At 44.6% G+C, this 17,704-nt stretch carries 15 protein-coding genes; 8 read left to right on the forward strand and 7 right to left on the reverse strand.

Translation table 11 applies throughout. The features are described from left to right. Positions 1–109 precede the first annotated feature (109 nt). Positions 110–1,531 (forward strand): sugar porter family MFS transporter, encoded by a 1,422-nt coding sequence (locus UJ203_RS17665; protein WP_105991260.1) that lies wholly within the window; start codon positions 110–112, stop codon positions 1,529–1,531. Between the two features lie 49 nt (positions 1,532–1,580). Here the strand turns inward: UJ203_RS17665 and bdhA are convergent, their stop codons facing one another. Continuing rightward, entirely contained in the window at positions 1,581–2,621 is a 1,041-nt protein-coding gene (gene bdhA / locus UJ203_RS17670; RefSeq protein ID WP_024120423.1) for a (R,R)-butanediol dehydrogenase, read from the reverse strand. A 441-nt stretch (positions 2,622–3,062) separates the two neighbouring features. Here bdhA and walM point away from each other — a divergent pair, with 441 nt between their 5' ends. Both walM and UJ203_RS17680 read left to right on the forward strand, forming a co-directional pair. Continuing rightward, positions 3,063–3,434 carry a cell wall metabolism protein WalM gene (gene walM / locus UJ203_RS17675; protein ID WP_081638245.1) on the forward strand — a complete coding sequence of 124 codons (372 nt, stop codon included), beginning with the start codon at positions 3,063–3,065 and terminating at the stop codon, positions 3,432–3,434. Positions 3,435–3,499: 65 nt separating this feature from the next. Continuing rightward, complete coding sequence (locus tag UJ203_RS17680; protein ID WP_322012863.1) at positions 3,500–4,546, forward strand: hypothetical protein; 1,047 nt, start codon at positions 3,500–3,502, stop codon at positions 4,544–4,546. 31 nt (positions 4,547–4,577) lie between these two features. On the opposite strand, the gene UJ203_RS17685 is transcribed toward UJ203_RS17680, so the two are convergent. The 6 genes from UJ203_RS17685 to gabP all read right to left on the reverse strand — a co-directional run bounded on the left by UJ203_RS17685 (position 4,578) and on the right by gabP (position 10,171). Next, positions 4,578–4,736, reverse strand: coding sequence for a hypothetical protein (locus UJ203_RS17685; RefSeq protein WP_164848134.1), 159 nt, complete (start codon positions 4,734–4,736; stop codon positions 4,578–4,580). Positions 4,737–4,921: 185 nt separating this feature from the next. Then, a complete protein-coding gene (locus UJ203_RS17690) occupies positions 4,922–5,131 on the reverse strand; it encodes a cold-shock protein (protein WP_003234008.1) in 210 nt (69 codons plus the stop codon). A gap of 82 nt (positions 5,132–5,213) precedes the next feature. After that, positions 5,214–6,029: an alpha/beta hydrolase gene (locus tag UJ203_RS17695; RefSeq protein ID WP_322012868.1), complete on the reverse strand. Its 816-nt coding sequence runs from the start codon at positions 6,027–6,029 to the stop codon at positions 5,214–5,216. A 13-nt stretch (positions 6,030–6,042) separates the two neighbouring features. After that, complete coding sequence (locus UJ203_RS17700; protein ID WP_227599325.1) at positions 6,043–7,029, reverse strand: DUF4003 family protein; 987 nt, start codon at positions 7,027–7,029, stop codon at positions 6,043–6,045. Between the two features lie 104 nt (positions 7,030–7,133). Next, positions 7,134–8,675 carry an outer spore coat copper-dependent laccase CotA gene (gene cotA, locus UJ203_RS17705; RefSeq protein ID WP_305935232.1) on the reverse strand — a complete coding sequence of 514 codons (1,542 nt, stop codon included), beginning with the start codon at positions 8,673–8,675 and terminating at the stop codon, positions 7,134–7,136. A gap of 86 nt (positions 8,676–8,761) precedes the next feature. Further along, positions 8,762–10,171 carry a GABA permease gene (gabP, locus tag UJ203_RS17710; RefSeq protein ID WP_105954725.1) on the reverse strand — a complete coding sequence of 470 codons (1,410 nt, stop codon included), beginning with the start codon at positions 10,169–10,171 and terminating at the stop codon, positions 8,762–8,764. A gap of 412 nt (positions 10,172–10,583) precedes the next feature. On the opposite strand from gabP, the gene mneS reads away from it, so the two are divergent. The 5 genes from mneS (at position 10,584) to guaA (ending at position 17,703) form a co-directional block, all read left to right on the forward strand. Beyond that, complete coding sequence (mneS, locus tag UJ203_RS17715) at positions 10,584–11,456, forward strand: manganese transporter MneS (protein WP_024120430.1); 873 nt, start codon at positions 10,584–10,586, stop codon at positions 11,454–11,456. 160 nt (positions 11,457–11,616) lie between these two features. Beyond that, the gene (locus UJ203_RS17720) at positions 11,617–12,579 is read left to right on the forward strand and encodes a MoxR family ATPase (RefSeq protein WP_322012874.1); all 963 of its coding nucleotides are present in this window, start codon (positions 11,617–11,619) and stop codon (positions 12,577–12,579) included. Further along, positions 12,579–13,775, forward strand: a complete 1,197-nt coding sequence (locus tag UJ203_RS17725; RefSeq protein WP_322012876.1) for a DUF58 domain-containing protein — start codon at positions 12,579–12,581, stop codon at positions 13,773–13,775. The genes UJ203_RS17720 and UJ203_RS17725 overlap by 1 nt, the downstream gene beginning before the upstream one ends. A 20-nt stretch (positions 13,776–13,795) precedes the next feature. Beyond that, positions 13,796–16,000 (forward strand): DUF4129 domain-containing transglutaminase family protein, encoded by a 2,205-nt coding sequence (locus UJ203_RS17730; RefSeq protein WP_322012878.1) that lies wholly within the window; start codon positions 13,796–13,798, stop codon positions 15,998–16,000. A 161-nt stretch (positions 16,001–16,161) separates the two neighbouring features. Further along, the gene (guaA, locus tag UJ203_RS17735) at positions 16,162–17,703 is read left to right on the forward strand and encodes a glutamine-hydrolyzing GMP synthase (protein WP_305935235.1); all 1,542 of its coding nucleotides are present in this window, start codon (positions 16,162–16,164) and stop codon (positions 17,701–17,703) included. Position 17,704: the final 1 nt, after the last annotated feature.

Below are 17,704 nucleotides of genomic sequence, written 5' to 3' on the forward strand. Positions count from 1 at the left end.
TTTGAACTTTTTTCTGCGGCCTGCTCACGGCATTTGAGGAAGGCGGCAGCCCTAGAATACGTTTTTGAAATAGCAGTGACCGATTTTGAAAAAGACTGGGGGAAACGGTATGAATACAAAAGGCAGTCAAATGTCATTTTTACGCACAATTATTTTAGTTTCGACTTTCGGCGGGCTTCTCTTCGGTTATGATACCGGGGTATTAAATGGAGCTTTACCATATATGGGTGAGCCTGATCAGCTTAATCTTAATGCTTTCACAGAGGGGCTCGTCACCAGTTCTCTTCTTTTTGGAGCTGCACTTGGAGCTGTGCTTGGCGGAAGAATGTCTGATTTTAACGGACGCCGTAAAAATATTCTTTTCCTCGCCATTATATTTTTTATCTCAACGATTGGGTGTACACTGGCTCCAAACGTAACAATCATGATCATCTCCCGTTTTGTGCTTGGAATTGCCGTCGGGGGCGCATCAGTGACGGTGCCTGCTTATTTAGCGGAAATGTCACCTGTGGAAAGCAGAGGACGGATGGTGACCCAGAATGAATTAATGATTGTATCCGGACAGCTGTTGGCCTTTGTTTTTAATGCCATCCTCGGGACGACAATGGGAGACAGCTCCAATGTATGGAGATTTATGCTCGTGATAGCGTCTCTTCCGGCCATATTCCTGTTTTTTGGAATGATCAGAATGCCTGAGAGTCCTCGCTGGCTTGTTTCAAAAGGAAGGAATGAAGATGCTTTAGGGGTTTTGAAGAAAATCAGGGACGAAAAACGCGCTGCTTCTGAGCTGGCTGAAATTGAATCCGCTTTCAAAAGAGAGGATAAACTTGAGAAAGCTACGTTTAAAGATCTTGCAGTGCCATGGGTGCGCCGGATTGTATTTATAGGAATCGGAATTGCAATTGTACAGCAAATTACGGGTGTAAACTCCATCATGTATTACGGCACTGAAATTTTAAGAGATTCCGGATTCCAAACGGAAGCAGCGCTGATTGGAAATATTGCCAATGGTGTGATCTCCGTCCTGGCCACGTTCGTCGGAATTTGGCTGCTCGGTAAAGTCGGTCGCCGGCCGATGCTGATTACAGGGCTGATCGGAACGACAACGGCATTGCTGCTGATCGGGATATTTTCACTTGTGCTGGAAGGATCGCCTGTGCTTCCATATGTGGTTCTGTCATTAACGGTTTCGTTCCTGGCGTTTCAGCAGGGTGCGATTTCACCAGTGACATGGCTGATGCTTTCAGAAATTTTCCCGCTGCGCCTTCGCGGTCTGGGAATGGGTGTTACGGTATTCTGCTTGTGGATGGTCAATTTCGCAGTCAGCCTGACATTCCCTATTTTGATGGCAGGCATTGGGTTATCAACAACGTTCTTCATCTTCGTTGCGCTGGGAATTTGCTCGATTCTGTTTGTGAACAAGTTTTTACCGGAAACAAAAGGTCTTTCGCTTGAGCAGCTTGAGGAAAGTTTCCGTGCTCATGATCGCAGTGAGGTTAAAGAAGAGTCCGGCGCTGAAGTGATTGGCTAAGTGGAATAAAAAGAATCCGCATTCAAGTGCGGATTCTTTTTTTGTATGTTTAGTTTGGTCTGACAAGGATTTTCACTTGGTTTTTCTCTTTGATCAGAGCTCCGAAGCCTTCTTCGATTAAATCGTCTAAGACGATCTTTTTCGTAACGAGTTTATCGGCTGAGAAATAGCCTTCTTTCATTAATGACAATACAGCTGGGAATACGTCACGGTACCCGATGATTCCTTTCACTGTACGCTCTTTGATTACGATATCGTTTGGATGAATTTCAGCGCCTTTTTCCCAGATGCTGACGATCACTGTCTCACCGGCGATTGTTGTAGATTGGATCGCTTGGCGTAAAACGACTGGAACCCCGGTTACTTCAAAGGCTACGTCAACGCCGCCTCCTGTAAGGTCTGCGATATGTGCCACTACATCGTCTGTTTTGGACGGATCCACGATAATGGCGCCGAGCTCCTCAGCTTTTTGCTGGCGCTCAGGTGAGAGCTCAACAGCATAAATTTCAGTAGCACCCGCAGCTTTCAGCGCTTCAATGACAAGAAGTCCGATCGGGCCGCAGCCGAATACAGCCGCTTTGTCACCGGCTTTGATTTTGCTTGAGCGGACAGCGTATAAAGCGACCGCAGAAGGTTCAACGAGTGCGCCTTGTTCATATGATAATTCCTCAGGAAGTTTGAATAACAGCTCTTCATCTACAGAAACGTATTCAGAGAATCCGCCGCCGCCTCCGGCTAAGCCGAGGAATCCCATTTGTTCATCAAGGTTGTACGCACCCTGATGTCCGTGTGTTGCAAAAATCGGTTCCACAACGACTCGGTCTCCGACTTTATAGTTTTCAACGCCTTCCCCGACTTCAACAACTTCACCGGAGAATTCATGCCCCATTGTGACAGGTGCTGTTTCTTTTGTTAAAGGATGGGGTTTGTCCACCGGGATAAAGATCGGGCCTCCTAAATACTCGTGTAAATCACTGCCGCAGATGCCGCACCATTTGACTTTGATCTTGACTTTTCCCGGTTCCGCTTTTGGCTCTTCAATATTTTCAATACGGATATCCTTTTGGTTATGCCATCTAGCTGCCTTCATGGATTACCACTCCTATATCTTTTGACATGAGTAATTCCGCACCGATCAATATGAACTGTTCACAAAATCGCCATTTTTAAAAACCAAAAAAAGATAAAACTTATATATAATATAATCTACGTTTTTTTGAAAAAAGAAACTTTGAAGAAAAAAGAGTCTCGCACACTCTTTTTTCTTTATGATGAGAGAGTATGATTGGTTTACATAACTATGAATTTGGCTTGAACAATACGGTAATGGTTCGTTCATATTGAATGCGACAACTACTCTATCAACAATTATAACGCTAATGCTGTAATTATAATAGGATAATCTTCCATGGTTTATTTTAGCAGAGGGAATTTTTTCGACTTTGTAACATTACTGTAAGGATATTGAAATAAAAAATCCCTGGTTGATCGTGTATAATTTTTCCTAGATGTTAACAAACAGGGGGACGAAATGTTGAAGAAAGTCATTTTAGCCGCTTTTATCTTAGTAGGAAGTACTTTGGGAGCTTTCAGTTTTTCGGCAGATGCCAGTGCAAAACACGTGAACGGAAATATTACTTGGTATAACGGAGTTGGGAAAAAAGGCTCTTCAGGTAAAAAACTTGGACATTGGGACTGTGCGACAAAGATCGGATTTGACGTACCTAGAAATGGGACAAAAATCAGAGCTTATGCTAAAGCGAAGCCTAAAAAGGTGATTACGGTTTATAAAAATGATGTTGGCAGAATGCCTCACGCAGTGCTGGATGTAAGCCCTAAAGCGTTTAAAGCGCTGGGATACCCATTAAGCAAAGGAAAAGTAGCGGGACATTACAGCTATTAATACATAGTTTAAATCTGTAAAGCAAGAAGTCGCATTCTTGCTTTTTCTATTGGTGGAGATAAGAGATGAAAAAAGGAATCGTTTTATTGGCAATCATCGTTGTTTTGGCGGCAGCTGCGGGTTTTATGTTTTATTCTTTTAAAGATAAAGGCAGTGAGAGTGCCGACGATGTTTCCGTGAACACGGAGAACAGTGAGAAGCTTCTGGTTTCGATTACCGATACCGATCTTCTGACGAAGTATTATGAAAATGATAAGGTGATCCACGAGGCGAAGCTGACCAGCTATCCGGCATTTGCCTTGGACCAAGAGCAGCAGGCGCTCTATTATACAAGCAATAACGATCAAAATGAGATGAGGCTTTTTAAGCTTGATCTTAAGTCTGATAAGAAAACTATGCTTTATAAAGGTCCGGAAAGCGCGGACAGCTTGTTTTTATCAAAGGATCGCTCAAAAATCTATTTTCGTTTAGGGAAAGCGGACGAAAGTAATTTTCGTATCGCATCCTTTGATTTGAAAACGAAGAAGTACAAAAACCTGTATCCTGCCGCTACTGACCAGGATGACAGTGTCAGCAGCTTCTTTTATAACCAAAAAACAGATTCATTTGCATTGCTTCATTATTCTGTAGAAGAAGATTACAAAAAAACGGATGAAGCCAATGAGAAGGGAATCGATCCTGAACCGACAAAGATTCATTTTTCGGCCGGTCATGAAAGCGGCCTTCATGAGCTTAAGAGCCTGGAGCAGTTTATCAGTGACATTGCTGTTTCCGATGACGATAAACGTATTCTGTTTACGTCATATACACAAAAAGGCACGGAGCAAACAGCTTCTATTCAAATGCTGAATGCAGACACGAAAACCTACGAAAAAATCATTTCAAATCAGAAAACATTTAAGCTGTTAATTGACGCGCAGCCGCAGTTCTCCAAGGACGGAAAGAAGATTTATTTCCTTGCCGAAGCCAAAGGGGCTAAAAAGCTGAAGGACGAAACTGGGCGTGAAGCCAAGGTTCGGACAATTTATTCTTATGACCTTGATACGAAGACATTCAAAAAAGTATGGGAAAATCCGAATGGCATCATCAACAGCTTTTCTGTCATCAACTGAAAAAATCACTCAGCAAATGCTGAGTGATTTTTTAATGGACGAGGTGCAGGGCAAATGATCCGAGCCATTTAAAGAAACGAATGATCGGTATTGACCAATTCATAAGTTCCGCACATGAGTTTATAGCCAAGTTCAACTTTTTGGCTGAAGCTCGTTTCTTCAGGTCAGCCTGCTGTTGGTTTTTGATCACATCATCACCCCTCATATCCATATTATACCATAACAGAAAGTGAAAAAGCCCGAAACGTTTACAGTTTTGGGCTTCATTATCTCGGCCTCTCGTCAAAATCGGGAGGCCGTGCTATTGGATATAAAATTCGTATCTCTGATCGAGGATTGTTTGCTGATAGAGACTGCTTTTAAAAAAGGGAAGAGCTAACTTGTTTTCGTTTGGCTGTTGTTTTGGAGATTCACTAATGAACGGATGCCGTCGACCATTTTACTTCCGCACAAAGGGCACAATGGCGTGTCACTGCTGGCGAAGTTTTTTCTGGTCCAGCCGTTGCAGTCTTCTTTTGTGCATTCCCAAGTACTCACATCTTCCTTTGGCAGCGGTTCTTGATTTCGTTTGTTATAGTAAGACATAAAGTCACTTCTTCCCTCATGTATTTTACTGCACATTTCTTATTGTCTCATACTTTGCCCTAATCTCCTAATTCCTTTTTCTTTATGACTTTCCAATCTGCTCATCTAAAAAGGACAGGAGCGTGCCGTTGAAAGCATCCGGTTCTTCTAAAAACGGACAATGGCTGCTCTTAGAAAATGAAACGAGCTTTGCGTTTGGAATATGTTCACGCAGGTGTTCTCCGGCTTCTATTGAGAAAAATTTGCGGTCTTCTCCGAAGCATAACAATGTCGGCACATGAACGTTTTGAATGGTTTCGCGATAATCAGCTGCCGTTTGATTAAATAAAATCGTACTTGAAATGGCTGCCGGCTGTTTCAGAATTTCGGCAAGCATCCATTCTGTTTCTGTTGATGCTGGCGGCTCTGCAAACATATTATTGATGAAGCTTTTGTAGAATAAAAGCGGCTCAGTTTGAATAGCGTGCATCGCTGTTTTCAAGCCGTCAAAGTCAAACGGGCCGTGTCCCCAGCCGTCCCATTGGTAGTCGGAAGCCGATTGATCGACGATAACAGCGGCTCGTATGTTATCATTCCCAAATTGATTGATATAATCCCATACCACGAAAGCGCCCATTGACCAGCCAACAAGGACGGCAGGCTCAAGCTCCATCGCACACATAAATTCCTTGATATCACGGGCGTATTGAGAAATGGTGTGTCCATGAAGAACTTTGTCGGATTCGCCGTGCCCTCTAAGGTCGAGGCGAATACATTGATAATTGGCAGATAGCGCTGAAAGTTGTTTGTGGAAAAACTGTCCGCTCATAAGCACGCCGTGTATAAATAGGATCGGTGTCCCGCTCCCGTGAGTTTCGTAGTATAGGCGGGTCTGATCTTCTAATGTGATATATGGCATGTTTTCTCCTCCTTTAGTTTCCGTCATGTGAATGAATGGCTGATGAACTGATGATCACAGCTGTCGCGGCTGCCTGCTGTGCTTGGATGGCCGTTTCAATTGCTGTGTAAAGGCCTGATTCCATCAGCAGATTTTTCTCCATATACTCGCTGAGATATAAGCTGACAGCAATTTTGAAGTTCATATCCTTTTCCCATTTAAATGCTTTTTCTTGGTTCAGCTCATGAGTGATGCCTAAAACGGTTTTGATGTCCGGCTCTTCCAAGAATGTGAGAAGGGCGAGATCGGGATAATGAAAATCTTTTGGCTTTTTATGAGATTCAGTAATGGATTGAAAGATCAGTTTGCATTGGGAAACAAGGGTTTCAGGGTCTTTTTCACTTTGCAGGGCAAGAATATGGCTGACGTGTTGTAAGTATTGGCCTTTTTTAAAGCCGTTAGCGGACAGCAGCTGATAACATGTTTCTGCCTTGTTCAGCGCCCGCAAACCATTTTCGTTTTGGGCAAGCAATACGGCAAGCGGAACATTTTGAGTTGAAGTGAGGAAATAGTGATTTTTCTTCATCTGCTGATAAACAGAGAGCCCCATGTTCATCTGTTCTCTTTGGTTTATCGTTTCGGTCTTGCCGGTGAGCAGGATCAGAGCGGAAAGGTACGTGAAAATATCCCGTTTATATCCAAGCTTCACCATTTGGCTGTATACATCGATGAAAGGAAGAAACGCTTGCTTCGCCTCATGCTGAAAATGAATATCCAGAATTGAAGCGACAGTAAAGCGGTGGTGAGAATTGAGTGTTGAGAAGCTGCCGATGTTTGATTTTATATAGCTGCTTAAATCATAAAAGCGCTGAAAATCAAAATCTCTTTTATTCACAATATATGCAGAGGAGATGAGCATTAATATCTGATTATGAGCAACTTTCCACCTTAATTTTGATTTTAATTCGTCATAAATTGAAATGTATTGATTTGTTTTATCTTTGAGATCGTTTGTCAGCATAAAAAGCCGCTCCTTTCTTCGCTGTTTCTAAGTTATACGATTTATGGAAGAAAAAAGTTTCATAGATAAAAAAACCTGCCTGCAGCAGGCAAGTTTTATGGGACTTATTTATGGGGGTCAATTACATCCATCGGTCTCATCATGTCATAGTCTTCATGCTCAAGAATGTGGCAATGCCATACGTACCGCCCAGTGTACGGTCCGAATGTTACGGCGATTCTCAGGACTTCACCGGCGTGGGACTGAACTGTGTCTTTCCAGCCTTTTTCACTTGGCGGCGGCGGAACGGCGGGTCCGGTGTAGGCCAGTTCTCCGCGCTCTTCAAAACGGGCTGTATCAAATGGACGCCGGTCCAATACACGGAAGGAGACCAAATGAAGATGGATCGGATGTGTTCCGCGAGTCGGGTTGATGATCGACCATATTTCGGTAGAACCGGCTTTCGGTGCTTCAGTGACAGGATCGTGCCAGCGTTTGTTGTTAAGAAGAAGGACGGGTCTGCCGTATTGGTCTTGAGTGCCTGCCAGCTTCAATGTTCGGAGGTTTTGTATTCTTTCATGCTGTACCGAAGGGTAAGATGCCAGGTATTTTGGTTTTCTGCTCTCGTCTTTTTTGGCTAACGGTTTTGTGACTCTGAATTGCATGATGTTTGCGTCTGTTTCCGGATTAACGTCACCGCCGCAGCCCTCGCTGTTTGCTAAAATGATCGATTGTCCTTCAAACGCGGCGAAGTCAATGAGAATATCAAAGCGCTCAGCCGGCGCAATACTGAAGGAGTTTAGCTTGACGGAACGCGGCAAAAGTCCGCCATCAGAACCGATCTGGATAAATTCTCCGCCATTATCAAGTGACAGGTTATATGTTCTCGTATTAGAGGCATTGATGACGCGGAAGCGGTATTTTCTCGGTTCGACCTCCATGTATGGCCATGCCTTCCCGTTGACGAGAATTGTATCTCCGCAAAAGGCTGGAACGATTGACGGATTAGGCAGTGACGGTGAAGGGTTTTCCGGTCCGCTCGGATAAAATAAAGAGCCATCATCATTAATCGTACGGTCCGTGATCAAAAGCGGCACATCGTATTCACCTGATGGGAGCTTCAGGCGTTTTTCCTTTGGTTCATGGATGATATAAGCACCGACGAGCCCGGCATACACATTCAGCCTCGTGAGCGCCATGGCATGATCGTGATACCATAAAATAGCTCCGCGCTGCTGATTCGGATAATGGTAAACCTCTCGTTTAAAATAAGGGCCTGTTTGTTCAAAGTCTTTAGAAAACCAGGCCTCAGGATAACCGTCGCTGTCATCTGGAGTGACGCCGCCGTGTAAATGAACGACGGTTTTCACCTCGGGTTCGGCATGCTGGCTGTCACTGTGATGAATGGTGTGATCAATCGGAAGAAAATGCTCTGAAGGAAGGTTATTCATCCATTTCACATAAACGTTTTCATTTCTTTTGGCCTTAATGGTGGGACCGGGGAATAAACCGTTATAGCCCCACAGACGGGTTGGAGGGAGATCGCGGTGAAGCTGATGATAGCATTCCTCCATGGTTACTTCGTAGTATGTGCTTTCTTTTGACTGCTGTACCGGCTTTAGTGTATCTGGGATTGGGAGAGCATCCGCAAATTTTTCAAGTGTCATTTTCATCTGTCCTTATCTAAATATTCCCTAATTGGTACTATAGTTAATGACATTAAGGACGTGAAGGTGACAAAAAAATCCTGCCGTTAAGGCAGGATATCGGGCTGCTGCTGAGTGACCGGTTTGGCTGCTGCTTTTTCAGTCACCTTGCGTTTTCTGAACACAAGATAAGAAAGCAATACAATGCCTGTGATAAAGCCTGTCAGCAGCAGTTCATCTCTCATCGATTCAATAAATGCCATGGATACTAAAATACCGCAGATGGCAATAATGGTCAGGTAGGTTAAGAACGGGAAGAACCACATCTTGATTTTCAATGCTTCCGGGTTTGTTTTTTCGAGGCTTTTTCTCATTCTCAGCTGGGAAACAGCGATAACAAGATAAACGAGCAGGGCGATTGCGCCTGATGAGTTGACTAAAAATAAAAAGACGGTGTCAGGTGAAAAGTAATTCATTACGACCGCGATATAAGAGAAAAATGTTCCGGCGACAATTGCTTGTACGGGAACTCCTTTTTTGCTCAGTTTCATAAAGCGGCGCGGCGCTTCGTTTCTTTCTGCAAGTGAATACAGCATTCTGGATGTGGTGTACAAACCTGAATTCAGGCAAGACAGTACAGCTGTGAGGACGATAAAGTTCATCATTTGCGCGGCTGCCGGCACTCCAATATGTTCGAGAACAGCGACGAAAGGGCTTTCTAAAATATTCGCTGAGTTCCAAGGCAGAAGCGCAACGACAACGGCGATTGAACCAACGTAAAAGACAATGATGCGCCATACAACGGATCGAGTCGCTTTTGTTACAGATTGGACCGGGTTTGATGTTTCACCGGCAGCAATCGCAACAATTTCCGTTCCCATAAAGGAGAAGATCACGACAACAATTCCGAGCAATACAGAGCCTATGCCTTCCGGGAAAAATCCGCCTTGGCCCGTAATATTTGCGAAACCGACTGGATCACTGCCTGGGGCGAAGCCAAAAATAAAGGCAAAACCAACGATTAAGAATGCGATGATTGTAACAACTTTAATCAGGGAGAACCAATATTCAAACTCACCAAATGATTTAACAGAGTAGATGTTTGTCAGTGTGAGTAAAATCGTCAAAATTAAGCTCGTCATCCACAGCGGAATATCGTGGAACCAGTATTGGATAATGCCTGCTCCCGCGATTGCTTCAATAGCGATAACAATAACCCAGAAAAACCAATAGAGCCAGCCGATTGCAAATCCTGCCCACGGTCCGATAGCGTCATGAGCGTATTGGGAGAATGATCCGCTTGTCGGGTTTACAGCCGACATTTCACCAAGCATTCGCATGATAAAGATGACCAATAATCCGGCTAATGCATAAGAGACAATGGCACCGGGCCCGGTCGAGTGAATCACTGAACCGCTGCCAACAAATAATCCGGCTCCGATGACGCCGGCGATAGAAATCATCGTCATATGTCGGGTCTTTAATTCTTTTTTTAATCCTGATTGAGACTGGTTCATATGTTACCTCCTCGAAAATTAAAGTTGTTACTGAATATTATGATAATTGAAACTGTAACATAAATATACATTTTGTCGAAAATTTATGTCAGAAAATATAACAGTTTATTTCAAATTTGTAGGGTTTTGTTTGCTGTTTTTGGAGTGAATATGTTCGAAATAAAAGAAAAAATTTTCCGTCAATTACCCGTTTCTTTGATTTGTTATATTTTTGAAAAAGTGTTGGATGGCTAGAAGTATTGGCATCATTGGATTTGAAACACTTTTTACAAATGAAAATAAGTTGCTTTGAGTAAAAAAAGTTCTATCATCACTATTTTTCTGTGGTGAGTGAATCATGTTTCTATAGACCCACTGCGGTTCAGCTTTGTATCATAATGATAGGAAAACATGAGCGGAGAGGAGGTTTTTTATGGAGAGATATGATGAACTGAAAAAGGGAGAATCCGGGGCGCTGGTCAGTATTGCCGCGTATCTTGTGCTGTCCGCGATTAAGCTGATCATCGGCTATGTATTTCACTCGGAAGCTCTTACGGCAGACGGGCTAAATAACACAACAGACATTATTGCTTCTGTTGCTGTGCTGATCGGTCTCCGCATCTCTCAAAAGCCTCCTGACGAAGATCATCCATACGGCCACTTTCGGGCGGAAACAATTGCATCACTTATCGCATCGTTTATTATGATGGTGGTCGGCCTGCAAGTGCTTTTCAGCGCCGGTGAATCTATTTTTTCTGTGAAAGAAGAAACACCGGATATGATTGCGGCTTGGACGGCTGCAGGCGGGGCAGTCATGATGCTGATTGTCTATCAGTACAACAAAAGGCTTGCCAAAAAGGTGAACAGCCAAGCGCTGCTTGCGGCGGCGGCTGATAATAAATCGGACGCATTCGTCAGTGTCGGCACGTTTATCGGTATTTTGGCCGCGCAATTCCATCTTGCATGGATTGATACGGTGACTGCGTTTGTCATCGGCCTTCTCATTTGCAAAACGGCATGGGATATTTTTAAGGAATCATCGCATTCATTGACTGATGGCTTTGACGTAAAGGACATGTCCGATTATAAACAGACGATCGAAAAAATCTCCGGTGTCAGCCGGTTAAAAGACATCAAGGCGAGATATTTGGGCAGCTCTGTGCACGTAGATGTAGTGGTTGAAGTGTCATCAGAGTTAAATATTACAGAAAGCCATGATATTGCGAATGAAATTGAGCGGAGAATGAAGGAGGAGCATGCGATTGATTATTCGCATGTTCATATGGAGCCTTTGCAAAACAAATAACTGGGTAATGAGAGCTTCCTGTCATGGGAGGCTTTTTTTGTTTGATTGCTCTGTATGTATTGGCAGTAATTTGCTAGAATCGTTTTTTTATACAGGTTGTTTTTTGTGGTAAAGTTAGGTTACTATATGATGATTTTTGTAGATGACTAGGAGGAAGAGAATGTCATACCAAGAAGACCTGCATCCTTTGCTGGGGAAAGCAGTTGAACATATCGATAAAGTAATGGTTGGAAAACGGGACATCGCAAAACTCAGCTTAGCAGCTATTCTTGCCAAAGGGCATGTACTGCTTGAGGATGTGCCGGGCGTAGGGAAAACGATGATGGTTCGCGCTCTGGCGAAATCGATCGGCGCAGATTTTAAACGAATTCAATTCACACCGGATTTGCTGCCCTCCGATGTAACGGGTGTTTCTATTTATAATGCGAAAACAATGGAGTTCGAATACCGGCCGGGCCCGATTATGGGGAATATCGTGCTGGCTGACGAAATCAACCGAACATCCCCTAAGACACAGTCTGCTTTGCTTGAAGCGATGGAAGAGGGAAGCGTCACGGTAGATGGCAACACAATGCCGCTTGCCGCTCCATTTTTTGTTATGGCAACGCAAAATCCTGTGGAATATGAAGGGACATATCCTTTGCCGGAAGCCCAGCTTGACCGTTTTTTATTTAAACTTCGCATGGGCTATCCGTCCTTTGAAGAGGAATTGGATGTCTTATCTCTTCAGGAGAAAAACCATCCGATTGAGACACTTGAGCCTGTGATTTCAAAAGAAGATTTCATCCGCCTGCAGAGAGAAGTGCAGGATGTCCGTGCTGATGACAGCATGAAGGAATATATTGTCGAAATCGTGCAAAAGACGAGACAGCATGCCTCTGTTCACTTAGGCGTCAGTCCGCGCGGATCCATCGCTCTTATGAAAGCGGCCCAGGCATTTGCGCTGCTTCATGACCGCGATTATGTCATTCCGGATGATATTCAATATCTTGCCCCTTATACGCTGCCGCACCGGATGCTCCTGCAGCCGGAAGCAAAATTTGAAGGGATCCAGGCAGAAACAATCATACGGGAGATCATGTCTGGCGTGAAAGTTCCGGTTCAAAGGTCGTCGGTCCGCTGATGAAAAAGAAATTTCAATGGTTAATGTACGGGTGGAAACTGCTCGTATTAACATTATTGACGGGTGCTGTTTTCTCTTATGCGATGTTTCAGGGCGGCTTTGTCAGCTGGTTTTTGTTTTATTCATTTTTCCCTTTTGTTGTATACGCCGGGCTGCTGGTGATGTACCCGCTCCGCTCCTTTCAGGTGTCGCGGCATATCGTCAAAACGCAATTGCATGCGGGAGACAGGCTGGAAGCTTCGATTACGCTTAAAAGAAAATTGCCGTTTCCCCTGATGTATATGTTGATTGAAGATTGTCTGCCGTCAGGGTTAGAGCCATTAAACGGAGAGGAAGCTTTGGCCAAACAGCTGGTGTTCCCATGGTTCAAACGGAGCATCACGATGTCATATCAAATAACGCCAGTACCGCGTGGAGAGCATCATTTTCATGCCGTCAGGGTGCGGACCGGGGATGTCCTCGGACTGATTGAAAAAACGTCGTTTTATGGGGCAGACGATGCGGTGTTTGTTTACCCGTTCATTCAGCCTTTTCAGTATCAGCTGAATGAGCGATATCAGGAAGATGGCGTAAGCGGGGCATCACCTGTTCATCAGCACCATTCTTCTGTCGCAGCGAGTGTAAGGAACTATCAGCCGGGAGACCGTTTTGCGGCGTTAGACTGGAAGACTTCGGCGAGACGGAGCCAGCTGATGACGAAGGAATTTGAACCGTCGAGAAGCAAAAACCTGTTTCTTCTGATGGACCGTTTTAGCTCTGACGCATTCGAAGAGGTTGTATCCGTGACAGCTTCGATTCTTCATTCTGTTTTGAAAAATGGCGCAGGAGCAGGTCTGGCTTCAGTTGGAAAGGAAAGGTCCATTTTTCCGATTCAGGAGGGAGAGCATCATTTTAAACACATGCTCCATCACTTAGCGATTTGTGAGTGTAATGCTGCTGACCGCGTAAGCCGTTATGCACGTGAGGAGCTTGGGAAGCCGTCTGTTCGCCAGGCTGATAAAGTGATTGTCACGGGGCAGATCACGGAGGATTTGGTGAAGACGTTAGAAGCAGGGATCGGTCCGGTAACTATTATACTGGCAAAAGAGAAAGACACCGATCTGTCCCAAGGTGAGCATATGATGATCGAACGCATGCTGAAACACCAAATCAGAGTTCAAATCATGAGAGGCGGCCGAGCTTCGCGTGTTGTTTAGAAAGAGAGGTGACGGTGTACATGCCGCTTGATGACCAGAAGGGAAGCCGTTTGAGCTTGCTGTTATTTTATTTTCTGGCTTTTTTATTGCTGTGGGAGTGGCTCAGGCCGCTGGACCATTTTACAGACACGAAGCATACAGGCTTTTTTATTGTCTTTATCGGCTTGACGTTTCTGCTGACTTTTTTCAGGATGAGGTGGTTTGTCACCGTTCCTTTTTGTGTCTTATTTACGTTCATTTCGATACACATTCTGTTTTACGAAGGGTCTATTTTTGACTTAGGCTGGGTCAGCTCTTTTTTACAGGATGTCTATTTGAATATCACGTTTATTCAGACAGGACAATGGAATAATATGATTCCTTCTTTTCGGACCCTGCTGTTTTTTGTGCTGCTGTGGCTGCTGGTCTATCTCCTTCATTACTGGGTGATTTACCAGAGGAGGATCTTATTTTTCTTTATGATGACAGTGGCGTATATTACGATTCTTGATACATTTACGCCTTATGACGCCACTTACGCTGTTATCCGTATCGTGCTGATTGGCTTCTTTATGCTGGGCCTTCTGTATTTGGAACGCATTAAGCTGATGGAACGAATAACGTTACCGAAAGCGGCTGTTCTGAAATGGTTTCTCCCCCTGTCTGTGCTGATTTTGGCCGCGGTAGGATTTGGGCTTGCCGCGCCGAAATCAGATCCGAATTGGCCGGATCCCGTTCCTTTTCTCAAAAAAGTCACCAATCATGATCGTGTGCCGGCAGGAGAAAGCAAAATCGGATACGGGAATCACGATGAATCGCTCGGCGGTCCGTTTCAGCAGGACGCTATCCCTGTTTTCACATGGCAGGGAAAAGAGCGCACATATTTCCGCGTAGAAACGAAGGATACGTATACGGGAAAAGGCTGGATTGAAACAGACACGGGCATGTCGTATCAGCTTAGCGGAGGCAACGTTGAAAATCTGTGGTTTGATCATAAGGTTTCCACAGAGCGGAACACTGTACGCGTGAAGGTCGATGAGCGTTACGGATATAACCATGTAATGTATCCGATTGGTGCGCAAAGTATTAAGCCTAAGCAGGCTGTCTCGCTTGAAATGAACGGGAACACTGAACAAATTTCTCCGATCAGTGAGCAGACCGGTGATATTCGGAACATGGGCAGTTATACAGTGACGTACAACTCCCCGGTCTATAAACAGGATGAACTGAAAAAGGTGAAAGTGAGACAAAACAGTGAGGAGTACACCTTCAGCGACCGCTATATGCAGCTGCCGGATACACTTCCTGAGCGGGTGAAAAACCTTGCGATAAAGCTGACTGAGGGCCAGGATAATATGTTTGATAAGGTGAAAGCTATTGAGGACTATTTAGGATCAAATGAGTTCACCTATGAAACAGAAAACGTGACCGTCCCTAAAGATGACGAAGATTATGTGGATCAATTTCTGTTTGAAACAAAGATGGGCTATTGTGATAACTTTTCGTCCTCGATGGTGGTGCTCCTGCGTTCGGCCGGCATTCCGGCACGCTGGGTAAAAGGATATACGTCTGGTGAATATAAAGAAGCGGGGAACAAAAACGGCAGCATCTATGAAGTGACAAATAACAACGCCCATTCCTGGGTAGAGGTGTATTTTCCAGAGCAGGGATGGGTCACTTTTGAGCCGACAAAAGGGTTCACAAATCCGGCTGAGTTTGCTTCCTCTGATACAAAGGATTCCGGCAGCGAAAGCAGCAGCTCGCCTGAGAAAGCAAAAGAGGAACAGAAAGAAGAGAGAAAACAGCCGGAGAAAGAGCAAAAACAAAAGGAAAAACGTGAGCCTGCCGTTTCCAAAAAAACGCCGTCTGCGCATGCAAGCGTTGGAGCAGGCTGGTATGCCGCCATGGCTGCGGTTCTTTTGACAGCGGTTTTGCTTTATGTTTTCCGTTCGTTATGGCTTCCTGTTTTCACAGTGAGAAAATTGAAGCACCGCAGTGATCAGCATGTGTTTTTTGAGGCATACGGCGCGCTCCTGAAACAGATGAAAAGAAGAGGCCTGCCTAAACGTGACAGCGAAACGCTGCGGGAGTATGCAAAACGAATCGACGAAACATATCATTCTGAAGACATGTTAAAGCTGACAGCAAACTATGAACGGGCGCTGTACAGAAATGACGATTCGGCGAAGCTTTGGAATGAATCCAGAGAGTTATGGGAAAATTTAATTAAAAGAAGATGGTCTTGACCGCTTATCGACGTGTTGTTAGAATTAGTGAATATTATCGGAGTCTGGGAGCGAGATGCCTGACTCCGGCAAACGGCCTTGCCAAAGAGGGCGGAGCGTGTTTCATATCTGTCCTCGTTTTTTTCTGTGTCAAAAAACTTAGAGGAGATTAGGTGACAACCATGACAAAGTTAGTGAATGAAATGATTCTTGTCCTTGATTTCGGCAGTCAGTATAATCAGCTGATTACACGCCGTATCCGTGAATTTGGTGTATACAGTGAGCTGCATCCGCATACATTGACGGCTGAAGAAATTAAAGAAATGAATCCAAAAGGAATTATTTTATCCGGCGGTCCGAACAGTGTATATGATGAAGGCTCTTTCCGCTGTGACGAGAAAATCTTCGAATTAGATGTTCCTGTATTGGGAATTTGCTACGGCATGCAGCTGATGACTCATTACCTTGGAGGTAAAGTAGAAGCTGCCAGCCAGCGTGAATACGGCAAAGCGAACATCCACATCGAAGGAACACCTGATTTGTTCAAAGATCTTCCGAATGAACAAGTGGTTTGGATGAGCCACGGTGACTTGGTTGTAGAAGTGCCTGAGGGTTTCACTGTTGATGCGACAAGCCATCACTGCCCGAACTCAGCAATGAGCAAAGCGGATAAAAAATGGTATGGTGTTCAGTTTCACCCGGAAGTGCGCCATTCTGAATACGGCAATGACCTTCTGAAAAACTTTGTATTCGGCGTTTGCGAATGCGAAGGCAAATGGTCAATGGAGAACTTTATCGATATCGAAATGCAAAAAATCCGTGAAACGGTCGGAGACAAACAGGTTCTTTGCGCGCTTAGCGGCGGCGTTGATTCTTCTGTTGTTGCTGTTTTGATTCATAAAGCGATCGGCGACCAGCTGACTTGTATCTTTGTAGACCATGGCCTGCTCCGTAAAGGCGAGGCTGAAGGCGTTATGAAAACATTCAGCGAAGGCTTTAATATGAACGTCATTAAAGTAGACGCAAAAGACAGATTCTTAAATAAGCTAAAAGGCGTTTCTGATCCTGAGCAAAAGCGTAAAATCATCGGGAATGAATTCATTTATGTGTTCGACGATGAAGCGGACAAGCTCAAAGGCATCGACTACCTAGCACAAGGAACGCTTTACACGGATATCATTGAGAGCGGTACAGCAACGGCGCAAACGATCAAATCTCACCATAATGTCGGCGGGCTTCCTGAAGACATGCAGTTTGAACTGATCGAACCGTTAAACACGCTTTTCAAAGACGAAGTGCGCGCGCTTGGCACAGAGCTCGGCATTCCTGATGACATCGTATGGCGCCAGCCTTTCCCAGGACCGGGACTCGGCATCCGCGTTCTTGGCGAAGTAACAGAAGAAAAACTGGAAATCGTTCGTGAATCAGATGCGATTTTGCGTGAAGAGGTTGCTAATCATGGTTTAGAGCGTGATATCTGGCAATACTTCACTGTTCTTCCGGACATCCGCAGCGTTGGTGTTATGGGTGACGCGAGAACATATGATTACACAATCGGAATTCGCGCCGTTACATCAATCGACGGCATGACTTCTGACTGGGCGCGTATCCCTTGGGATGTGCTTGAAGTGATTTCTACACGTATCGTAAATGAAGTAAAGCATATCAACCGCGTGGTGTACGATATTACAAGTAAGCCGCCTGCGACGATTGAGTGGGAATAAG

The organism is Bacillus sp. V26 (assembly GCF_034296245.1).
Classification (GTDB): domain Bacteria; phylum Bacillota; class Bacilli; order Bacillales; family Bacillaceae; genus Bacillus; species Bacillus halotolerans.